Source organism: Citrobacter freundii complex sp. CFNIH9 (genome assembly GCF_002903305.1).
GTDB classification, from domain to species: Bacteria; Pseudomonadota; Gammaproteobacteria; order Enterobacterales; family Enterobacteriaceae; genus Citrobacter; species Citrobacter portucalensis.
On sequence record NZ_CP026242.1, the window covers coordinates 100,811 to 120,217 of the forward strand.

Sequence of the window (19,407 nt, forward strand, 5' to 3'; positions counted from 1 at the left end):
GATTCTTTCACTATTAGACACAGTACAGAGCCCACAGCAACCAAATGACTGCAGCCGGGGCAGTTTAGTTTTAAGCATGCATAAGCCGATTTCGATGGAATCCCTTTCACACAATAATATTGAATTGAAGCAATGAAAACATTAATGTGTTTGTTGTGACTAGCTGCAGGGGCCTGGAAGAAATTCCAAAGCCTGACAAACCGGAACAGGGCTTGCTCTGCTCCGGTTTTATCCAGTTCATCTTGAAGCCCTTGTTTTTGTTACATATCCCTGCTCACTCTTTCAGCCATTGTTAAGCTTCTTGTGTGTAATCTGCGAATAATACGGATGCAAAATTGATGCAATGGATTATACATACCTACAGCGCACGTTACGCTGAGCTGAATCGAATTTCAGAGAACGTTCTTCGCTATTACCCTGCCCAGCCAGTTGAACACATTTTATCATCCGGCCCCGAGAGTGACATGTTCTCTGCCTGGTACAGCCTTCATCAGAGTCAAACTAGACGTTATTTACAGGCAAAAGAAGACAGCTACAGAGTTTAAGTCTGACATTATTCGTGGCTGTGTCTGCCTTCGGAGTTTTCAGCTTATCCCGATAACAGCGGTTTTGAAAAATTGACGTTTTTTACACCGGTACATTGCCCGAACGCAATCTCCCCCGTAGCGAAATACCGCCCCGCAGAAAATCGTCCATGCTCGGCATGCCCCTGGAACATCAGCATCTTTTCAATAAAGGTTTTACAGCCTATAGTCTGTATAACACAAAATACACCTTACCTGCTGTATTACAGGGCGGTACTCCCTACTCAGTCTGCGAGGCAGGTCACTTATGAATAATCAGTTCCCGATAAAAACGCTGAACCAGCTCAGACCTGTGCTAATCGGGTTTCGCAAAATCAAGGGCTTCACGCAAAAAGATGTGTCTGAGAGGCTTGGCGTAACGCAGCAAACCTATGCCCGCCTGGAAGCAAACCCTGCTAGCGCCAGTATTGATCGTCTGTACAAGGTATTCAGTATTCTGGGCGTAGAAATAACGCTGTCATCTATTTCCCCTTCACCCTTCATTTCCCACACAGAGATGAGGGGGGCATTTGACAGCACTCCCGCCAGACGGGAGAAATGGTGACTATTAGAAGTTTGCTAGTTTTGTCGAATGACGCCAACTACATGTCCGCATCCATCGAGTAGTGGCTTCAAGCCACGATTGTCACTGCCTCCGCTGCCTTTTTCCAGTAACTCTCTCCTTTTAATTCTAATATTTAGGGGTGTCAACGCAAAGCAGAAACGGCACCTTCTTTGCGAGACAGAAATGACCTGTGATTGCCTGGCCGATTTATGGCAGCTAAGTGCGAGAAGCGGATATAGCGAATTCGCCATTGTACGGGATTAGCAGGTTTACTGAAGCAACCTGCGATGGCGTTATGGCAATAGTCAGTCCCCTGTCCAGTCGGCATAGGTGGCCACCTCGTCACCGCCGGGGATAAACTGATTGAAGCCTCCGCGCAAAATCACTTATTCTTTTCCGTTAATAAAATGCAGGAGCAAAGTCATGACTGGCGAAATTCGTGGGCGAGGCAGGCCACGAAAAACAGAGAGTACCTATACAGATACCCGTAATGACCTGATCCGAAGCGGGCTTGAACTGCTCACGCAGAATGGTTTTCTTTCAACGGGAGTCGATGCCATTGTCAAAAATGCCAGTGTTCCTAAAGGCTCATTTTATTACTATTTCAAGAGCAAAGAAGAGTATGCCCAGACTGTTCTGAGCGCCTATGACAGTTTCTTTGTGCATAAACTCCAAAAACATCTGTATGAATCATCCTTCACACCAATGATGCGTCTGGAAAATTTCATCGACGATGCCTGCGACGGCATTAAAAAGTACAATTTCACCCGGGGCTGTCTGGTTGGCAATATGATGCAGGAGAGTCCGGGTCTTCCACTGTCCTTTATCAAACAGCTCCACGAAATACTTGAGCGCTGGCAGGCGCTTGTGGCGTGCTGTCTGTCCGACGCGTTATCTTCGGGCGAAATCCGTTCCGATATGAATAATACGCAACTGGCGGCCATTTTCTGGAGCAGTTGGGAGGGTGCCGTAATGCGTGCCAAACTTTATTGCTCAACCCAGCCTGTGTACGACTTCTGGAGCTATTTCAAAAAGTCAGTACGCTATCAGCCCTCTAAGGACACGGCTGTTGAAAAGTAAAAAAGGGGCCGCAGCCCCTGATAATAATTATCAAACCCAGGCTGAGCCTGGCTTCCACTTCATTAGCTACACTGAATTACTGCCCGGCCACGAATTCCGCCACTCAGAAGTTTTTCGGCCACATTGATGGCATCACTCAGCGGATAAACGGTGGTCAGGCTATCCAGTCTGGACTCCGGTAAATACTGTACCGCCTGCTGCCAGATCGCCGCTCTTTTTTCCTTCGCGAACATGACACTGTCAATCCCTTTCAGCGTGACGCCACGCAGGATAAACGGAGCCACATTCCCCATTAGTTCCATCCCCTGTGCCATGCCGCAGGCTGCAACAATACTGCCATAACGCACCCCGGCGCATACATTGCAGAGCGTATGGCTACCGACTGTATCAATGGCGGCAGCCCAGCGTTCTTTCTGTAACGGTTTTCCGGGACAGGAGAGCTCGGAACGGTTAATAATCTCGTCCACACCGACCGTTTTATAGAGCCAGGCAGCCTCTTCCGGGCGTCCAGTAGACGCCGTAACGCGGTACCCCATTGATGCAAGGATCATGGCCGCAATGCTCCCGACGCCGCCGCTGGCACCGGTAACAAGTACCGGACCATCTTCAGGCTTAATACCATGATTCAGAAGTGCGTCTACGCACAGCATCGCGGTAAACCCAGCTGTTCCGATTGCCATTACGTGTTTGCCGTTAGCGCCAGCCGGGAGCGGCGTCAGCCAGTCTCCATTTACCCGTGCTTTTTCGGATAGTCCGCCCCAGTGTTTTTCCCCAACACCCCAGCCGGTCAGGAGAACCTTATCTCCGGCCTGATATTCGGGATGTGAACTGGCGGACACTGTACCGGTAAAATCAATGCCGGGCACCATGGGAAAGCGTCGGACGATTGGGCCCCGGCCCGTAATGGCCAGTGCGTCTTTGTAGTTGATGGATGAATAGTCAACATTGACCTCCACATCCCCCTGCGGTAGTTCACTTTCAGCGATTTCAGCAAGTTGCGCACTATAGCGTCCATCTGTTTTGTTGATTAATAAAGATTTAAACACGTTCACCTCGTTTGTCCGGGCGTTTACCGTTCAGTCATTAAGTCGTCAATAAATAATATTGACCGATCGTCTAATAATCAACACTACTATCCCAGTGCTTTGCCAGCATTCAAGAAACATTATTCATTTCATGCACTTAAAGCTGTCTTTTTTGACCGACATCAAACTGTATTCTGGTTTATCTGGTGCAGAGGGAAAATCAGCATCCCTGAAGATACATAGCTAATGCTTCAGAACACGGCTGATGATGCGATAAAACAACCAGGCTTTAATGAGTTAGTCTGAGCGGACCTTCGGCTCAGTAAATAGGTCCGCTCCGTGCCAAGAGCAGACGCTGGTAATTCGGGTAATGGTGCCAACTTACTGATTTAGTGTATGATGGTGTTTTTGAGGTGCTCCAGTGGCTTCTGTTTCTATCAGCTGTCCCTCCTGTTCAGCTACTGAAGGCGTGGTGCGTAACGGTAAAAGTACTGCCGGACATCAGCGCTATCTCTGCTCTCACTGCCGTAAAACATGGCAGCTACAGTTCACTTACACCGTCTCTCAGCCCGGTACACACCAGAAAATTATTGATATGGCCATGAATGGCGTCGGATGTCGCGCCAGTGCACGCATTATGGGCGTTGGCCTCAACACGATTTTACGACACTTAAAAAACTCAGGCCGCAGTCGGTAAACTCACGCATACAACCGGGCAGTGACGTCATTGTTTGCGCGGAAATGGACGAACAGTGGGGTTACGTCGGCGCTAAATCACGCCAGCGCTGGTTGTTTTACGCGTATGACAGGATACGGAGGACGGTTGTGGCGCACGTATTCGGTGAACGCACGTTGGTCACGCTGGAGCGTCTTCTGGGCCTGCTGTCGGCCTTTGAGGTCGTGGTATGGATGACGGATGGCTGGCCGCTTTATGAATCACGCCTGAAGGGAGAACTGCACGTTATCAGCAAGCGATATACGCAGCGCATTGAGCGGCATAACCTGAATCTGAGGCAGCATCTGGCAAGGCTGGGCAGGAAGTCACTGTCGTTCTCAAAATCGGTGGAGCTGCATGACAAAGTCATCGGGCATTATCTGAACATAAAACACTATCAGTAAGTTGGAGTCATTACCGGTGCTCTGATATATTTATTATACTATAGTGGGGTATGTGTTGATCTTAATGTAATACTCCCCTATAGTATAAGAAATACAGAGCAGTGAGGTAAGCAATGCCCAGTACTCCTGAAGAGAAAAAAAAGGTCCTAACCCGGGTTCGCCGTATCCGGGGTCAGATTGATGCTCTGGAAAGAGCACTTGAAAGTGGCGCTGAATGCCGTTCCGTTCTCCAGCAAATCGCCGCCGTCCGGGGCGCCGCTAACGGACTGATGGCAGAGGTGCTGGAGAGCCACATACGGGAAACCTTTGACCAGAATGACAGCTACAGTCATGAAGTCAGTAAATCAGTTGACGATACGATTGAGCTGGTTCGTGCCTATCTTAAATAGGTGAGGCCATTATTACATTGAGGATATATTACGTATGAAATCACGTGCCGCTGTTGCATTTGCACCAGGGAAGCCCCTGGAGATTGTTGAAATTGATGTTGCTCCGCCTAAAAAAGGCGAGGTGCTGATTAAAAACACCCACACAGGTGTCTGCCATACCGATGCCTTTACCCTCTCAGGGAATGACCCTGAGGGCGTTTTCCCGGTGGTTCTCGGCCACGAGGGAGCCGGTATCGTCGTTGAAGTTGGTGAAGGCGTCACCAGTGTGAAGCCGGGTGACCATGTTATTCCGCTCTACACCGCTGAATGCGGGGAGTGTGAATTCTGCCAGTCCGGTAAAACGAACCTCTGTGTATCGGTTCGCGAGACTCAGGGCAAAGGACTGATGCCTGACGGGACCACTCGCTTTTCATACAACGGTCAGCCTCTTTACCACTACATGGGATGTTCCACATTCAGTGAATACACCGTTGTGGCCGAGGTTTCTCTGGCAAAAATTAACCCGGAGGCGAACCATGAACACGTCTGCCTGTTGGGTTGTGGCGTGACTACCGGTATTGGCGCCGTCCATAACACGGCTAAAGTGCAGCCGGGCGATTCAGTTGCCATTTTTGGTCTGGGGGCAATTGGTCTGGCTGCGGTACAGGGGGCCCGTCAGGCAAAAGCGGGACGTATTATCGCTATCGATACTAATCCGACAAAATTTGACCTGGCCCGTCAGTTCGGGGCCACTGACTGCATTAACCCGAATGATTATGACAAACCGATTAAAGATGTTCTGCTGGATATCAACAAGTGGGGTATTGACCATACCTTTGAATGTATCGGTAACGTTAACGTCATGCGTGCAGCGCTGGAAAGTGCTCACCGTGGGTGGGGGCAGTCCGTTGTCATTGGTGTCGCAGGGGCCGGACAGGAGATTTCCACCCGTCCTTTCCAGCTGGTCACCGGGCGCGTATGGAAAGGTTCCGCGTTTGGCGGAGTAAAAGGCCGCACTCAGCTCCCCGGTATGGTCGAGGATGCCATGAAGGGGGATATTGACCTTGAGCCATTTGTAACCCATACGATGACACTGGATGAAATCAATGACGCCTTCGAGCTTATGCATGAAGGCAAATCTATCCGGACAGTGATTCATTACTGATCCCATCAGAATTTTAATCAACTCAAACTGAAGGAAGTGGAAAATGACAACTCCGGTAATTTCTGGTGACGGCATCTTTTCTCATGTGTTCATTGGCGCAGCCGATGTCGAGAAATCCTCCGCATTTTACGATGTCGTCCTGGGCACGCTTGGTATCAATAACCTCGGCCCGTTTGGCAACGGCTGGGTACTCTATGGCCGCGAAAAGCCGGCATTTATCATTGCCCGTCCGGGCAACGGTGAAGCACCTTCCGCTAACGGGGTGACTGTCGGCTTCGCTGCTGCCACCCCGGAAGAGGTTGATGCTTTCCATGCTGCCGGCCTTGCCGCCGGTGGAGCTGATGAAGGTCAACCTGGCCCGCGTGGTCACCTTCCCGGGGCCTATGCTGCCTACCTGCGGGATCCGGCGGGTAACAAAATCACGGCGTATACGTTTATCTGACGTCCGGATTTAAAGATACTTCCCCTGGCTTCGGTCAGGGGAAATAACCATGAGATAACGGCTGATGGAACTCATTGAGCAGCATGCCAGCTCTGGCGGCTGGCAAAACGTGTACCGGCATTATTCACAATCCCTTAATTGTGAAATGAATTTCGGTGTGTATCTTCCTCCCAAAGCAGTAACAGAAAAACTGCCGGTACTATACTGGTTGTCGGGCCTGACCTGTACTGAGCAGAATTTCATCACCAAATCAGGTATGCAGCATTATGCAGCCCGGCATAACGTCATCGTTGTTGTCCCGGATACCAGTCCCCGGGGTAATAATGTCCCGGATGCCGACAGTTACGATCTTGGCCAGGGGGCCGGTTTTTATCTGAACGCGACGGAACAGCCGTGGAATGTTCATTACAGGATGTATGACTATATTCTCAGAGAGCTTCCGGATGTCGTCATGAATCATTTTCCTGCAACGGCAAGAAAATCTATATCCGGTCATTCTATGGGAGGGCTGGGTGCTCTGGTGCTGGCTCTGCGAAATCCTGGTGAATATGTGAGCGTATCAGCATTTTCCCCGATAGTATCGCCTTCTCAGGTGCCATGGGGGCAACAGGCATTTAGCGCTTACCTGGGTGAAAACAGAAAAACGTGGGAAGCCTACGATCCAGTCAGCCTCATTTTACAGGGTGAAAAATTACCAGAAATCTTCATTGATCAGGGGCTGAGTGACGCCTTTTATGAAGAGCAACTGCGCACCAAAATCCTTGAGAGAGTATGCAATGAGATGAACCTCAATGCGTCGTTCCGATATCATACTGGATACGACCACAGCTATTATTTCATTTCCAGCTTTATTGGTGAGCACATTGCTTACCATGCCAACAGGCTCAGGCTGTCAGCATGAGTTGATTTCCAGCCTCAGAAAATGTGCTTAATTTTCAGGCCTGAACAGGGCCTGAACCCTGCAGACCTGAGATGTACTGTAACTGAATCGCCACGGATAATCTAGACACTTCCGAGCCGTTGATGGACTGACCCCGCCCCGGTAGACGATCCTGCCCTATAGTTTGGACTGACCCCACGCCTGTAGACAAATCCTGTCCTCACGACGAGGCCTGTTCGAAGGCCTCCGGACTGACGTCGCCGAGGTGGCTGTGGCGCCGGGACCGGTTATAGAAGACTTCAATGTAATCGAAGATCCGCCCGGGCCAGATCCCTGGTTTTATATATGCGTTTTCTGATCCGTTCTTTTTTCAGCGAACTGAAGAACGATTCGGCCACCGCATTATCCCAGCAGTTGCCACGCCGGCTCATGCTCGGCGCCAGGTTATTGGCCCGGTAGAAGCGCTGCCAGTCGTCACTGCCGTACTGGCTGCCCTGGACGCCCTTCTAAGAGTCAAGCTGTTATCGGGATACTGTTGATCCGCCTGTTTTGATTGCGCAGTAACGTGTAAACTTCGCGGGAGATATATCGCTTTAGACAGCGTATCGCTTCCATTTTTGTATGTCCTTCGGCTACACGCCTGGCGACATATTCCTTTGTTTTTGCGTCAGTTCGTAAGCGTCCGATGGCGATGATGTGAAGTGCACTATTTGCAGCACGATCTCCACCACGATTAAGTCGGTAACGGTTCGTTTTTCCAGAAGAAACGGGGACCGGGCTGACACCACACAGTGCCGCAAATCCTGATTCTGATCTTAACCGTTGAGGATTGTCTCCGGCAGTGATCAGCAACTGTGAAGCGCTTTCGTATCCGATAGCATTACGTTTAATCAGCTCAGGTGCCAACTCGTCGACAATTGCCGCAATCATGACATCCAGATCAGCGATTTCGTCATGTAACTCGAGATAGCGTCGGGCAAGGGACTTTAATGAAATGCGATAAACGTTGGTTACATTGCGGTATTCACTGGCATCAGGTCTCCAGGAACCCAGGGTCCTGATGAGCTGCATGCGCGTCATATTTCTGAGCTGTTCACGTAATTCATCCGGGGCAGAGATAATATTTGAATGGATAATCTGGAGAGCGACTCTGCGGGCTGATATTGCTGTTTTTCGGCAAGTTTTTAATACCCGCAGGGACTCAATCATGCCATCACGCGTTTTGGGAGTAACTGTCCTGATGCCTGAGAATGCTGCATGAGCGGCACATTCAGCATCAATTGTGTCACTTTTACCCCGTTTGCGTCGCTCCATCCGGTCTGGAGCAGTCACCTCAAGAACTTCTAACCCGGCGTTCTGAAAATAACGAAGCAAACCGGAACCATAGGTACCTGTGCACTCAACACCAATTCGCTTTAATGTCCCAAACGAGGTCATCCATGCCAGCATCTGCCGGTAACCTTGTCGTGTTGTGGAGAAATACTGAGTCCCAAGGACTTTATTGTTCTGATCTACGACAGCGGCAACGTGCAAATCTTTATGTGTATCCACGCCACCCACAACGGCAGCTTCGGTAACTTTATCAACCATGACAGAGCTCCTGTGAGGAAACAGAGTTGAATCTCCAGACAGATAACCCGGACAGGACAGTAACGAGACAAGCCGTCAGGCCCTTCTTGAGTCACGCGCATCGGTGAGGAGATGCCTCGCATGAAGGCGCTTCCGGCAACCGACGGGTCCAGGGCAGGACACAAAAGGTCGATCGCTGTGTGAGTCAGGATGCGGGAAGGTCTTCACTGCATCAGTAATCACACCAATCTGGTTAAACGGCAAACTAAGTGGTGGTAAAGACTGACATCGGCATTATTACTATCGCTATGTACGATAACCTCGCTGTCTGGTTTTCGGCGCCAGACCGCCATCATCAGCGCGTCGAGCGCCAGTTCGCGTGAGAGAGTGGGTTTCATCGACCAGCCGACCACATTACGGGCGAAGAGATCGATAACCACCGCCAGATACAGCCAGCCCTGCCAGGTGCGGAGTAGAGTAAGAGGCAGGGCGTAGTCGGACTATTTCCCTGCCTCTCCTCCCCGAACCGGACGTGCACCTTTCAGCGCATCCGGCTCTCCATTTAAATGCTGGCGAACGCCATTGCCACTTCTGTAAAGCGCGATGTATACGTGTTTCTGGTCTCCGTCCTCAGATAGGGATTACCTTCGGGTAGCCGCCAGCGGAACAGCTTCTTGCCTTGCCCCACCAACCGGTACAGTATTTCGCCGCTGAGCTTGCCGTGATTGGTTTTACCAAATAAAACCCACGTTTTGCTCTGACCCGGTTTCGGTGATTTACACCACCACCTCATCAGGGAAGCGATACCTGTACGGTATTTGCGGGCCAGCCAGTGAGCCAGCTTCCAGAACACGACACGGTCGATATAACTGAAGACTTTGGCCTTAAAATCAACGAACTGATAGAACATGGCCCAGCCTTTCAGTTTTCGGTTGAGTTGTTCAGCCATATCGACTTTGCTTTCACTGTAGTTGCCTGATAACAGTGCTGTCAGCGATGCGGCGAAGTTTCTGGCTTTCTCCTGCGGGATCGTTGAGACCACTCGCATCTCGCCATAACGACTGCGTTTGCGAATGATCCTGTGCCCCAGAAAGATAAAGCCGTCATTAACATGGGTGATTTTAGTCTTATCCATGTTCAGCCTGAGTTTCAGACTGCCTTCGAGCACACCCCGACACTCCTCCCTGATGGCTTCCGCCTGTGCTTTGGTGCCTTTGACGATGAGGACAAAATCATCGGCATAGCGGCAGTACGCCACCGCGGGTTTCCACTGCCAGTTTTCTCTGACCGCCGTACTTCGGCCCCGTTGGATACTGTTATTCCAGTACCACCGATCTTTTCTGGCTTTCCCGCTCAGGTAGCGCTCATGCAGGTATTGATCGAACTCATTCAGCATGATGTTCGATAATAGCGGCGATATAACACCGCCCTGTGGTACACCTTCACTGGCCGCCCGAAAGAGACCGACATCGATATGTCCCGCCTTGATGGTTTTCCACAGCAGAGTCATGAAACGTGCGTCACTGATCCTGCGGCGTACAGCCTTCATCAGCAGTCGATGATGTACGGTGTCGAAGTAACTGGACAGGTCGCCTTCAATCACCCAGCGTCCCCGGGTTTCACCACAGTCTGTGAGCTGTAATTTCACCGTGCGGATCGCGTGGTGGACACTGCGCTCAGGCCGGAAGCCATATGAGAGCGTATGAAAATCACTCTCCCATATCGGCTCCATCGCCATCAGCATGGCCCGCTGAACAATACGATCCCGCAACGCGGGGATACCCAGTGGTCGCAGTTTGCCGTTGCTTTTAGGGATGTAAACCCGTCTGGCGGGCAAGGGCTGGTAGTGGCCTGAGAGTAATTCATCCCTGAGGATTTGCAGCTCAACAGCCAGTCTGGCCTGTAGCATTGTTTTGTTCACGCCATCAACGCCGGGGGTATGGGCCCCCTTTGATGAAAGCGTGATCCGCGCCGCTTCAGCCAGCCATTCTGGTTGTGTTATCAGACGCAGCAGCCGTTGAATCCGTAGGGACGGATCGGTGGCTGCCCATGTGGCAAGCTTGCGTTGCATTTCGCTGATTATCAAAGGTCTTCACCTCGTTAGGTCAGTTAATTCACGTCGCAAACACATTCAAACTGCTTCCCTTCGCCATGTAATGGGCTTTCCCCATCGCGGACTACTACGGAAGCTCCGCCAGCCAGCGCGTCATCGGAGCCATGCCCCCTTAACATCCGTCGCTGACCTTCCCCGGTTTACCTGCCTGGACTCAGGCATACTGAGGAGGCTGCCCGTCGCACTCTTTATCCTTGCTTGCCGCAAGTTGGCAGAAGTCAGCATCGCAAGCGTGATAGACGCTGCTGCCCCGGTGTTTCGCATACATGTCAAAACACCTTCGACCGGCAGTGCTTACGTATCACTGCCAGTTCCTCCTGCACGGCCTGTCAGATCACGTAGGCCGTGGTGACGTTTTCAACCCACAGAGGCGGATTAACGGGTTCATGTTCTTCAGCCTTTCAGTACTTAACCTTGAGGATCATCTCGGCTTAGTGATCTCGCCTCAATCCCCGTTGTCAGCGGGTTACATCACCCTGCGGGCATGCCGCAGGTCACTGCCGCTCAGGTTCTCCACCGTCACACCCGGTGGGATTGTTGGGTTTCTCATCGTGAGTTACCGGTTCAATATTCCAGACAGACTCGCGGTTCATTTAAGCATCCATGCCCGCCCTGAACTCCGGGCACACTATAAGTAATATCGGTGACCCAGACCTGGGTGGCCCGGACAACGGTGAACTGCCGCTGCACGAGATTAGGAGCAACGACTGAAGGCCTGCCAGCGATACGACGTGGCGCTTTATAGCCGCGCACAGCTTTAATCCGGTCCAGTTGCATGATCCGACCCACCCGGTTTCTACCACAGGTTTCCCCGATTTCGTTCAGATCGCCATGAACCCGCCGGTAACCGTATACGCCTCCGCTCAGGGAATATGAGTCGCGGATAAGCATCAGCAGGCGCTGGTTATCTTTATCACGCGCCGAGACAGGGTTATGCAGCCACGCATAGAACCCGGCCCGGGCGACATTCAGTACCCGACACATCGTCATCACACCCCATACAGTTCGGTGCTCATTGATAAAGCGGTACTTCAGTCGGGCTCCTTTGCAAAGTACCGCGCGGCCTTTTTCAGGATATCCCGTTCTTCTTCGGTGCGTTTTAGCTGCGCCCGGAGTTTCAGGATCTCGCTTTTAGCTTCCAGTAAATCCCGGGCATGCTGCTCGCTGTTATCAGGTTTGATAGCCCGTAGCCACTTGTAGAGGCGGTGTGCAGAGACGCCCAGACGCTCAGATACTTAGGCGACGGAATAACCGCGTTCCGTTATCTGACGGACGGCTTCTTCCTTAAATTCAGGTGTAAATCGTGGTGTGCCCATACGCTCCTCCTATACTCAAACTATAGGGCAGGATCGTCTACCGGGGCGGGGTCAGTCCAGGGAGCCGTTAACGACCTGATGGCGGTTGTTCTGGAAAGCTATCTTCGGGAGGAATTCCCCGATACGGGCAAACGAAATGAGTCGCAGAAGAGGTCAATCGACGACACCATTTCGATAGTCCGCTCCTATCTCCGTTAACTCTGCCAGGCAGATGTCTGATGGGGTCTAAAACTGTAATGAAAGGAAATGACATATGAAATCACGTGCATTATTCATCTGTATTTTTTAATTGGTACCCGAAACCGCCTGAGTGTCGCCATCAGCTGGGTCTGGAACCACAGCGTCGCGTACCGGGGAGCCCGCATTATCACGGGAGCCAAATCTCCGGTCCCGGGTACGCCGCCAGCCAGTTCTCATACAGAAGGCGGATCCGCAGGGTACCGCTGAAACTTCAGCGGTGTCCCACATGGTACCACCGGGCCCAGCTTCAGCAATCTGTTTCCAGTCACACAAACGCTTTTTTCGACGGGCTTTCTGATCGAGCGGTCCGGCACACCAGATACCGTCACAAGAGGTGGCCTTATTAAGAGCGGACACACCTAGCACAGGAAATTCTATGGCAAAGAAACTTTTCGGTTATCATCCCATCCTGACTGACGACAACAATTCAGTTGTGATTCGCGGTGCTCGCGAGAACAACCTTAAAGAGGTGGATGTTTCCATTCCGCGCAACGCATTGGTTGTTTTTTCGGGTGTGTCAGGCTCGGGTAAGTCTTCACTGGCCTTTGGCACCATTTATGCTGAGGCGCAACGGCGCTACTTTGAATCGGTTGCCCCCTACGCTCGTCGCCTCATTGATCAGGTCGGGGTTCCGGATGTGGATGCCATTGACGGACTGCCGCCAGCCGTTGCGCTTCAGCAACAACGCGGTGCCAGTAACGCGCGCTCCTCTGTCGGCAGCGTGACCACCTTATCCAGTCTGGTGCGAATGATGTACTCACGGGCGGGCGCTTATCCTGCCGGACAACCGATGCTGTATGCCGAGGATTTTTCTCCCAACACGCCGCAGGGGGCATGCCCTTCTTGCCATGGTCTGGGCCATATCTATGAGGTAACTGAAACACTGATGGTGCCCGATCCCTCACTTAGTATCCGTGAAAAGGCTATTGCTTCCTGGCCCCCGGCCTGGCACGGACAGAATCTGCGGGATATTCTGGTGACGCTGGGGTATGACATCGACACTCCCTGGAAAAATCTGCCAGCGGAAGACCGTCAGTGGATCCTTTTTACCGAAGACACCCCCACTGTACCGGTTTTCCCGGGACTGAGTCCGGAAGATACGCGCGAAGCCGTCAGGAAAAAAATGACGCCGGGTTATATGGGGACCTTCACCGGGGCACGTCGTTATGTGCTACATACCTTCGCCAGCACGCAAAGCGCGTTGATGAGAAAACGAGTCTCCCGTTTTATGGAAGGCAAGCTGTGTCCGGTCTGTCACGGGAAAAGACTGAAGTCAGAATCATTGTCCGTCACCTTTGCCGGTGTGGACATTGGTGAATTTATGCAGATGCCCTTAGACCAGCTGGCGGAATTGCTCCTTCCAATCTCCCGGGGGGATTTCAGTGCCCACCACGCCGGCGCAGATGCCGACAGGGATATCACCCGTCGGGATCTGACAGAGCGTGCTGCATCCGGAAAAGCGGTCCATTCCGATAACGCCGATGTCTGCCGGACATCGGCGTTATCGGAAGAGAAACGACTGGCGGCACAACGGCTGACCGGTGGTGTCATGGCCCGGTTGTATCAGTTGCAGAAGCTGGGGCTGGGTTATCTTACGCTGGACAGAGCAACCCCAACTCTATCTGCAGGAGAGCTTCAGCGACTGCGTCTTGCCACGCAACTCAGTTCGATGCTGTTTGGTGTGGTCTATGTTCTTGATGAACCGTCTGCGGGTCTGCACCCCTCAGACAGTAAAGCGCTTTACGATGCGCTTGAGAACCTTCGTGATGCCGGCAACTCGGTGTTTGTCGTTGAACATGATCTTAACCTGATGCGACGGGCGCAATGGCTTGTTGATGTGGGACCGTCGGCTGGTGAACAGGGAGGACATGTTCTCTACAGTGGTATTCCTGAAGATCTGAAAGCCGTCACCCAATCTCGTACCGCGCGTTATTTATTTGATGAAGTCCGGCCACCACAATCTTTTGCCCGTATCCCATCCGGGTGGCTGAAACTGCAGGGGATCCATCGCCACAATCTTAAGTGGATCGATGTTGATATTCCTCTGGGTGTGCTGACAGCCGTGACGGGAGTCTCTGGCTCCGGTAAATCCAGTCTGATTGCCCAGGCCTTACCGGAACTGGTGCTTTCTTCACTTGGCGGTGAGCCAGAAGACGTGCTTTCCGAAGCCAGCGACGCTGAGGGGCCATCCGTAACGGAGAAAACGTACGGTACCCTGACCGGTGATACCGGACTGGTAAAGCGTCTGGTTCAGGTTGACCAGAAACCGATAGGCAGGACCCCCCGTTCAAACCTGGCGACATATACCGGGTTGTTTGATCCTGTTCGTAAGCTCTTTGCCGGAACGACTGACGCCAAACTCCATCATTACGATGCGGGTCAATTCTCTTTCAATGTGGCAAAAGGCCGCTGTGCAACCTGTGAAGGTGAAGGATTCGTCAGCGTGGAGCTGTTGTTTATGCCGAGCGTGTATGCACCGTGCCCGACCTGCCATGGCGCGCGGTATAACCGGGATACTCTCAGGATCTGCTGGCAGGACAAAAATATCGCGGAGGTCCTGCATATGACGGTGGATGAAGCCAGTCAGTTCTTTGCGACTGAAGAACCAGTGGCTCGTCCCCTCCGTCTGCTGAGTGAAATTGGTCTGGGCTACCTGCGTCTGGGACAACCAGCAACCGAGTTATCCGGAGGGGAGGCGCAAAGGATCAAGCTGGCAACCGAACTACAACGTAGCCAACGTGGCCACACGTTGTATATCCTAGATGAACCGACAACCGGCCTGCATGCTTCAGACGCCGACCGCCTCCTTGTGCAGCTGCAGCGGCTTGTTGATGCAGAAAATACGGTGATAATGATTGAACACGATATGCGGGCGGTTACTCAGGCAGACCAGGTTATCGACATCGGTCCTGGAGCGGGACATGAGGGAGGACGCCTGGTTGCCGCAGGAACTCCCGAACAGGTATCGCAGGTCAAAGAAAGCCGTACCGCACAGTATATTGCCAGGGAACTCTCACGGAACGGTTAAAAAGGGCTGTGTCGTCATTGCGTCAATGGCGGCACATTCCCGGCGTGTTCTGTATCAGTAATCTCCCGCAGGTATAATTTCAGCGCATCCCACTGGTTCAGCGCGTACGCGAACGCCTTCGACAGCTCCGAGTGCCGTGACAGCGTTTTCTGCTTTTCACGCAGCCAGCCCTCCAGCGCGGTCAGCAGCGGTACCGCTTTTTCCTGCCGAATGGCCAGCCGTTCCGCCGCGCTTTTGCCCCGGATGCCCGCCTCGATGCCATACAGCTCGCCGATACGGCACAGCGCTTCGGTCGTGGTGTCAGAGGGCGTCCGCACGTGCACGTCCGCCTGCAACACCCCGCTGAACCCCGCAAGATGCGACTGCGGATGTGTAACGCTGGCGTGATAGAAATTTTAAGTCAGTCATCAGGTGTCCACCTAATTAGGGGTCAGTTTGGATATCGAAAATTATTGTACGTCAAGGTTATTTTTTGACCTCTCTACTTTAGCGGGCCTCAGCCGACGAAACTTATCGGAAGCCGGTACCGGCCAGTCTGACTGAAGATGGAAGCAAAATTAATGCTGTGGGCTACCATACCTTCTTTAACAGGTGATTTGTGAACTGCAACTTCTCGGAACGGGAGTTTGCGCAAGGACCGGAAGTCCGCTTCACGCCCTGAGACATTCGACAAGCTTTTTATGGCTTCAGTAAGGGCGAGTGGCGCGCTTCGAGAGCCAGCAAATATTTTGCTTCATCGTACTGGGTTCTGGCCTTCCAGCAGCGGTAAATGATCCTTATCCATTTGAACGCCAGTGCCCGGATCGCAGACTGATGAGATTTGCCCTTCTCTCTGAGGCCCTGATAATACAGTCTGGCCCAGTATGATGAATTAACCGTCTTGGCAGCCCATTCAACAAAGGTTTGCCTGACGAACTTGGCACACTGCCATCGCCAGTGAACCCAGGATTTCTGGCCACTTCGTTCTGTCACCGGTGCAATACCTGCGTAGTTTTGAATTTCTTCAGCGCTGTTAAACCGGTCACGGTTATCACCAAGTGCAGCAAGCATTCGTGGGCCCATACACGGCCCCATGCCCGGAAGTGATTTGAACAGCTCCGCATCTGGCAATGTGTCAAACAACGCTTCGATTCGTTCGTCATAGGTTTTGATGATTTCACTCACGACTTTAATTTGTGTCGCCAGTGCTGTTGCCATCAAAGCATTAGCCTCTATAACGCTCGGGTCTGTAGTCAATGGGATCGCGTTATCAATACTCGCAACACGTTGCTCGGTAAGAGCCATTGCGCGGCCACCTTTGGCATTCAGAAAGTTGCGGATCGTGTCGCGCCTCGCTCGTTTCAGTTGTTGCAGACTGGGCCACCGGATAATCAGCTCACACAATAGTAAGCTACCCCGATGTGAGAACCACTCCAGTGGCTGAGGATAATACTGTTTAAGTGTGTTGATTATCCGGTTCACAAAACGGCGTTTATCTTCAACCAGCTGACGGCGCTGCTCAACCAGTTGCTGGAGTAACCGGATATCCGCATTGTCGGGTTCAATGGCTTTTATCTTTTGGGGATAACGCAGCATTAACTCTAATGCCAGCTCGGCATCCTGCGGGTCATCTTTAGCGCCGCTGGGCGAGAAGGCCTGCCGGTAACGAGCCAGGGACAAAGCGTGGACGGGGAAAACGGTGATAAATGGATATTTCTGAAGAGCATACACCACGGGACCTTTCTTCAGCTCAACGGCGATAGCGATCCTGCCTTTTACCTTCTGGTGTAACTCGGTAAGCCAGACATCAAGTGCTTCCGGCGTATGTTCAATCACATGGAATGTGCGTTCACCGTTTTTAAACTGAACACAGACATCGTGCTTTTTATCTGCCCAGTCCAGACCAACGTGCGCAGCAAATTGATTAGTCGCAGTCATCACCAACTCCTTTTTATCGGGGATTGGTATGCATTCCACGCTCTTCGAAAGAAATATAGCCAGCAGTTTATCTGCATGCCCTGAGTATTCGTTAGCGAACGTGGAGCACCCACTGGCTCGAAAGAAAAGCGGCGATCATCACGTGATTCTCGCTCAATATTCGTAACCAGTAAGCGCATACCCTGAATCACTTAAAGTGTAATTCTCAGGGTGCGAATGACTATATTTCGCTCATAGCGGACCGTTCCTGCGCACATGTCTGCTATGTGGTAGAGGCAGACAATACTTACAGCACAGGGCGTTAATAAATACGGAACAGATCAACCGCAGATGCCTCCTCCTGAATGTATTAATTTTGCTATCTCGTCGGCAAAATCAGGGAACAAGTCTGGATATGGAAGCGCCTGGCAGCTGAAAGTATGAATAATAACGCCCTGACAGGATATTTTATTGCACCCTGTCAAAAGTCATACATTCTTTCCCGGTTTTTGCTTTCTCATACCGGATAACTCTATTTAAGGCTTAAGGATAACCTTCGTCCATCCTTCATCCCGCTCATCGAAGTGCTTATATCCGGCAGGAGCCTCTTCAAGCGAAAGACGATGAGAAATTATTTTGCCCGGACTGGCTTTATCGTGATGGATGAGGCGAGACAGCTGACGGTTATAGGCCTTAACGTTCGCCTGGCCGGTACGGATTGCCTGTCCTTTAAACCAGAAACTCCCAAAATCAAATGGCATCTTACCCTCTCTGGCAAGCTCCGATTCAGCCCCCGGATCCTGAGGAATAAAGACGCCAACCACACCAATTCCCCCGGTTGCTTTCGTCGACGCAACAAGACTGTTCATGGTAACAGAGTTATCTTCATGGCCATGTTTGTTACAGCACTGATAGCCAACACATTCGCAGCCACAATCCGTACCGCGTCCATCCGTCAGGTCGAGAATTTTTTGTACAGCTTCATCGCCAGTAGCATTGATGCCCGTCGCCCCCATTTTTTCAGCCAGAGCCAACCGGTCTGTGTGCGTATCAACCACAAACACCTGTGAAGCACCTTTAATGATCGCCGAATGAGCTGCCATCAAACCGACCGGCCCCGCGCCATAAATGGCCACGCTTTCACCAGGCTTCAATCCGGCAAGTTCTGTTGCATGCCAGCCGGTAGGAAAAATGTCAGAGAGCATCACATAATCATCTTCTTTTTCTGCCGCATCAGGGGGAAGAACAAGGCAGTTAAAGTCGGCAAATGGCACCCGAAGAAGTTCCGCCTGACCTCCCTCCCAGGGACCCATTTCAGCAAAACCATAAGCTGCGCCTGCCGTACCCGGATTGGTAGTGAGACAAAAGCCGGTCAGACCTTTTTCACAGTTTTCGCAAAAACCACATCCCACGTTAAACGGCAGACAAACATAGTCGCCCACCTTAATACGTTCAACGCCTGAGCCAATTTCGACCACTTCACCCAGGTTTTCGTGACCCAGAATCCGTCCCTGTTCAAAGCTGGTCCGGCCCTCATACATGTGCAAGTCCGACCCACAAATGTTGGTGGTGGTGATGCGGACGAGTACATCCGTGGGGCGGACAATTTTCGCATCCGGTACGTCTTTTACTTTTACATCATAAGGACCGTTGTAAATTACTGCTTTCATGATCTTCTCCTTCTTGCGTGCGGAAAGGAAATGCTGCCCCGCGGATTGGGGTATCAATCGAGTTTAGCTGCCATAACAGATCTCGCGATCGGCGAAAGGACGATTAGGATGTTTCTTAACTAAGTGCATTGAAGTCTGTAAGACAGGTACTTACCGATGAAGGCTGCCTGGAAAACGTAAAAACATCACACGTTAATCCGGTTTTTTTAAGCAGGCAAGGGATTACGGACAGCTTTGAGCGAGAAGCGGATAAAGTAAATCTATCTCATTTCTGCATTGTGCCAGAAGTAGACATAGGTGAATTAGGTAACCCTAGAGATGCACTTTGAATCAATGATATGAAATGCTGAAAAGGTAATTAACTAATT

General features: G+C 51.6%; 13 protein-coding genes and 6 pseudogenes. 10 read left to right on the forward strand and 9 right to left on the reverse strand.

Annotated features, from left to right (window positions below):
• Positions 1–831: 831 nt before the first annotated feature.
• Together C2U43_RS27825 and acuR are read left to right on the forward strand one after the other, a co-directional pair.
• Positions 832–1,128, forward strand: a complete 297-nt coding sequence (locus C2U43_RS27825; protein ID WP_017384073.1) for a helix-turn-helix transcriptional regulator — start codon at positions 832–834, stop codon at positions 1,126–1,128.
• 423 nt (positions 1,129–1,551) lie between these two features.
• Positions 1,552–2,208 (forward strand): acrylate utilization transcriptional regulator AcuR, encoded by a 657-nt coding sequence (gene acuR, locus C2U43_RS27830; RefSeq protein ID WP_023280966.1) that lies wholly within the window; start codon positions 1,552–1,554, stop codon positions 2,206–2,208.
• Positions 2,209–2,270: 62 nt separating this feature from the next.
• Here acuR and acuI read toward each other — a convergent pair whose 3' ends face one another.
• Positions 2,271–3,254 carry an acrylyl-CoA reductase (NADPH) gene (gene acuI / locus C2U43_RS27835; RefSeq protein ID WP_023280857.1) on the reverse strand — a complete coding sequence of 328 codons (984 nt, stop codon included), beginning with the start codon at positions 3,252–3,254 and terminating at the stop codon, positions 2,271–2,273.
• A 400-nt stretch (positions 3,255–3,654) separates the two neighbouring features.
• On the opposite strand from acuI, the gene C2U43_RS27845 reads away from it, so the two are divergent.
• The 5 genes from C2U43_RS27845 to fghA all read left to right on the forward strand — a co-directional run bounded on the left by C2U43_RS27845 (position 3,655) and on the right by fghA (position 7,228).
• Positions 3,655–4,352, forward strand: a protein-coding gene (locus C2U43_RS27845) for an IS1 family transposase (protein ID WP_223195083.1) whose coding sequence is annotated in 2 segments (ribosomal slippage) — positions 3,655–3,904 and positions 3,904–4,352 — 699 coding nt in all. Because the reading frame shifts where the segments join, the coding sequence is not laid out codon by codon here.
• Positions 4,353–4,465: 113 nt separating this feature from the next.
• Positions 4,466–4,741, forward strand: coding sequence for a formaldehyde-responsive transcriptional repressor FrmR (frmR, locus tag C2U43_RS27850; protein WP_017384071.1), 276 nt, complete (start codon positions 4,466–4,468; stop codon positions 4,739–4,741).
• 34 nt (positions 4,742–4,775) lie between these two features.
• Positions 4,776–5,885: an S-(hydroxymethyl)glutathione dehydrogenase gene (gene frmA / locus C2U43_RS27855; protein WP_017384070.1), complete on the forward strand. Its 1,110-nt coding sequence runs from the start codon at positions 4,776–4,778 to the stop codon at positions 5,883–5,885.
• Between the two features lie 43 nt (positions 5,886–5,928).
• Positions 5,929–6,327, forward strand: a complete 399-nt coding sequence (locus C2U43_RS27860; RefSeq protein WP_012561111.1) for a VOC family protein — start codon at positions 5,929–5,931, stop codon at positions 6,325–6,327.
• 64 nt (positions 6,328–6,391) lie between these two features.
• Entirely contained in the window at positions 6,392–7,228 is an 837-nt protein-coding gene (gene fghA, locus C2U43_RS27865; protein ID WP_012561110.1) for an S-formylglutathione hydrolase, read from the forward strand.
• A gap of 199 nt (positions 7,229–7,427) precedes the next feature.
• Here the strand turns inward: fghA and C2U43_RS27870 are convergent.
• From C2U43_RS27870 to C2U43_RS27900, 5 genes and pseudogenes are all read right to left on the reverse strand, one after another.
• Positions 7,428–7,704: pseudogene (locus tag C2U43_RS27870) on the reverse strand (IS3 family transposase); the annotation flags it as partial.
• A 16-nt stretch (positions 7,705–7,720) separates the two neighbouring features.
• Positions 7,721–8,797 (reverse strand): IS110 family transposase, encoded by a 1,077-nt coding sequence (locus C2U43_RS27875; RefSeq protein WP_000227969.1) that lies wholly within the window; start codon positions 8,795–8,797, stop codon positions 7,721–7,723.
• Positions 8,798–9,021: 224 nt separating this feature from the next.
• A pseudogene (locus C2U43_RS27885) lies at positions 9,022–9,258 on the reverse strand (DDE-type integrase/transposase/recombinase); the annotation flags it as partial.
• 80 nt (positions 9,259–9,338) lie between these two features.
• Positions 9,339–10,847, reverse strand: a complete 1,509-nt coding sequence (gene ltrA / locus C2U43_RS27890) for a group II intron reverse transcriptase/maturase (RefSeq protein WP_001189111.1) — start codon at positions 10,845–10,847, stop codon at positions 9,339–9,341.
• Positions 10,848–11,519: 672 nt separating this feature from the next.
• Positions 11,520–12,205, reverse strand: a pseudogene (locus C2U43_RS27900) (IS3 family transposase); the annotation flags it as partial.
• Between the two features lie 51 nt (positions 12,206–12,256).
• Here C2U43_RS27900 and C2U43_RS30150 point away from each other — a divergent pair.
• From C2U43_RS30150 to C2U43_RS27915, 3 genes and pseudogenes are all read left to right on the forward strand, one after another.
• Positions 12,257–12,403, forward strand: a pseudogene (locus tag C2U43_RS30150) (regulator); the annotation flags it as partial.
• Positions 12,404–12,472: 69 nt separating this feature from the next.
• Positions 12,473–12,652, forward strand: a pseudogene (locus C2U43_RS30290) (hypothetical protein); the annotation flags it as partial.
• A gap of 169 nt (positions 12,653–12,821) precedes the next feature.
• Complete coding sequence (locus C2U43_RS27915; RefSeq protein WP_012561117.1) at positions 12,822–15,473, forward strand: excinuclease ABC subunit UvrA; 2,652 nt, start codon at positions 12,822–12,824, stop codon at positions 15,471–15,473.
• A 71-nt stretch (positions 15,474–15,544) separates the two neighbouring features.
• Here the strand turns inward: C2U43_RS27915 and C2U43_RS27920 are convergent.
• The 3 genes and pseudogenes from C2U43_RS27920 to C2U43_RS27930 form a co-directional block, all read right to left on the reverse strand.
• Positions 15,545–15,844 (reverse strand): annotated as a pseudogene (locus tag C2U43_RS27920) (IS66 family transposase); the annotation flags it as partial.
• A gap of 307 nt (positions 15,845–16,151) precedes the next feature.
• On the reverse strand, positions 16,152–17,390 hold the full coding sequence (locus C2U43_RS27925; protein WP_003030308.1) for an IS110 family transposase: 1,239 nt from the start codon (positions 17,388–17,390) through the stop codon (positions 16,152–16,154).
• Positions 17,391–17,905: 515 nt separating this feature from the next.
• The gene (locus tag C2U43_RS27930) at positions 17,906–19,039 is read right to left on the reverse strand and encodes a glutathione-independent formaldehyde dehydrogenase (protein WP_022651297.1); all 1,134 of its coding nucleotides are present in this window, start codon (positions 19,037–19,039) and stop codon (positions 17,906–17,908) included.
• Positions 19,040–19,407 lie beyond the last annotated feature (368 nt).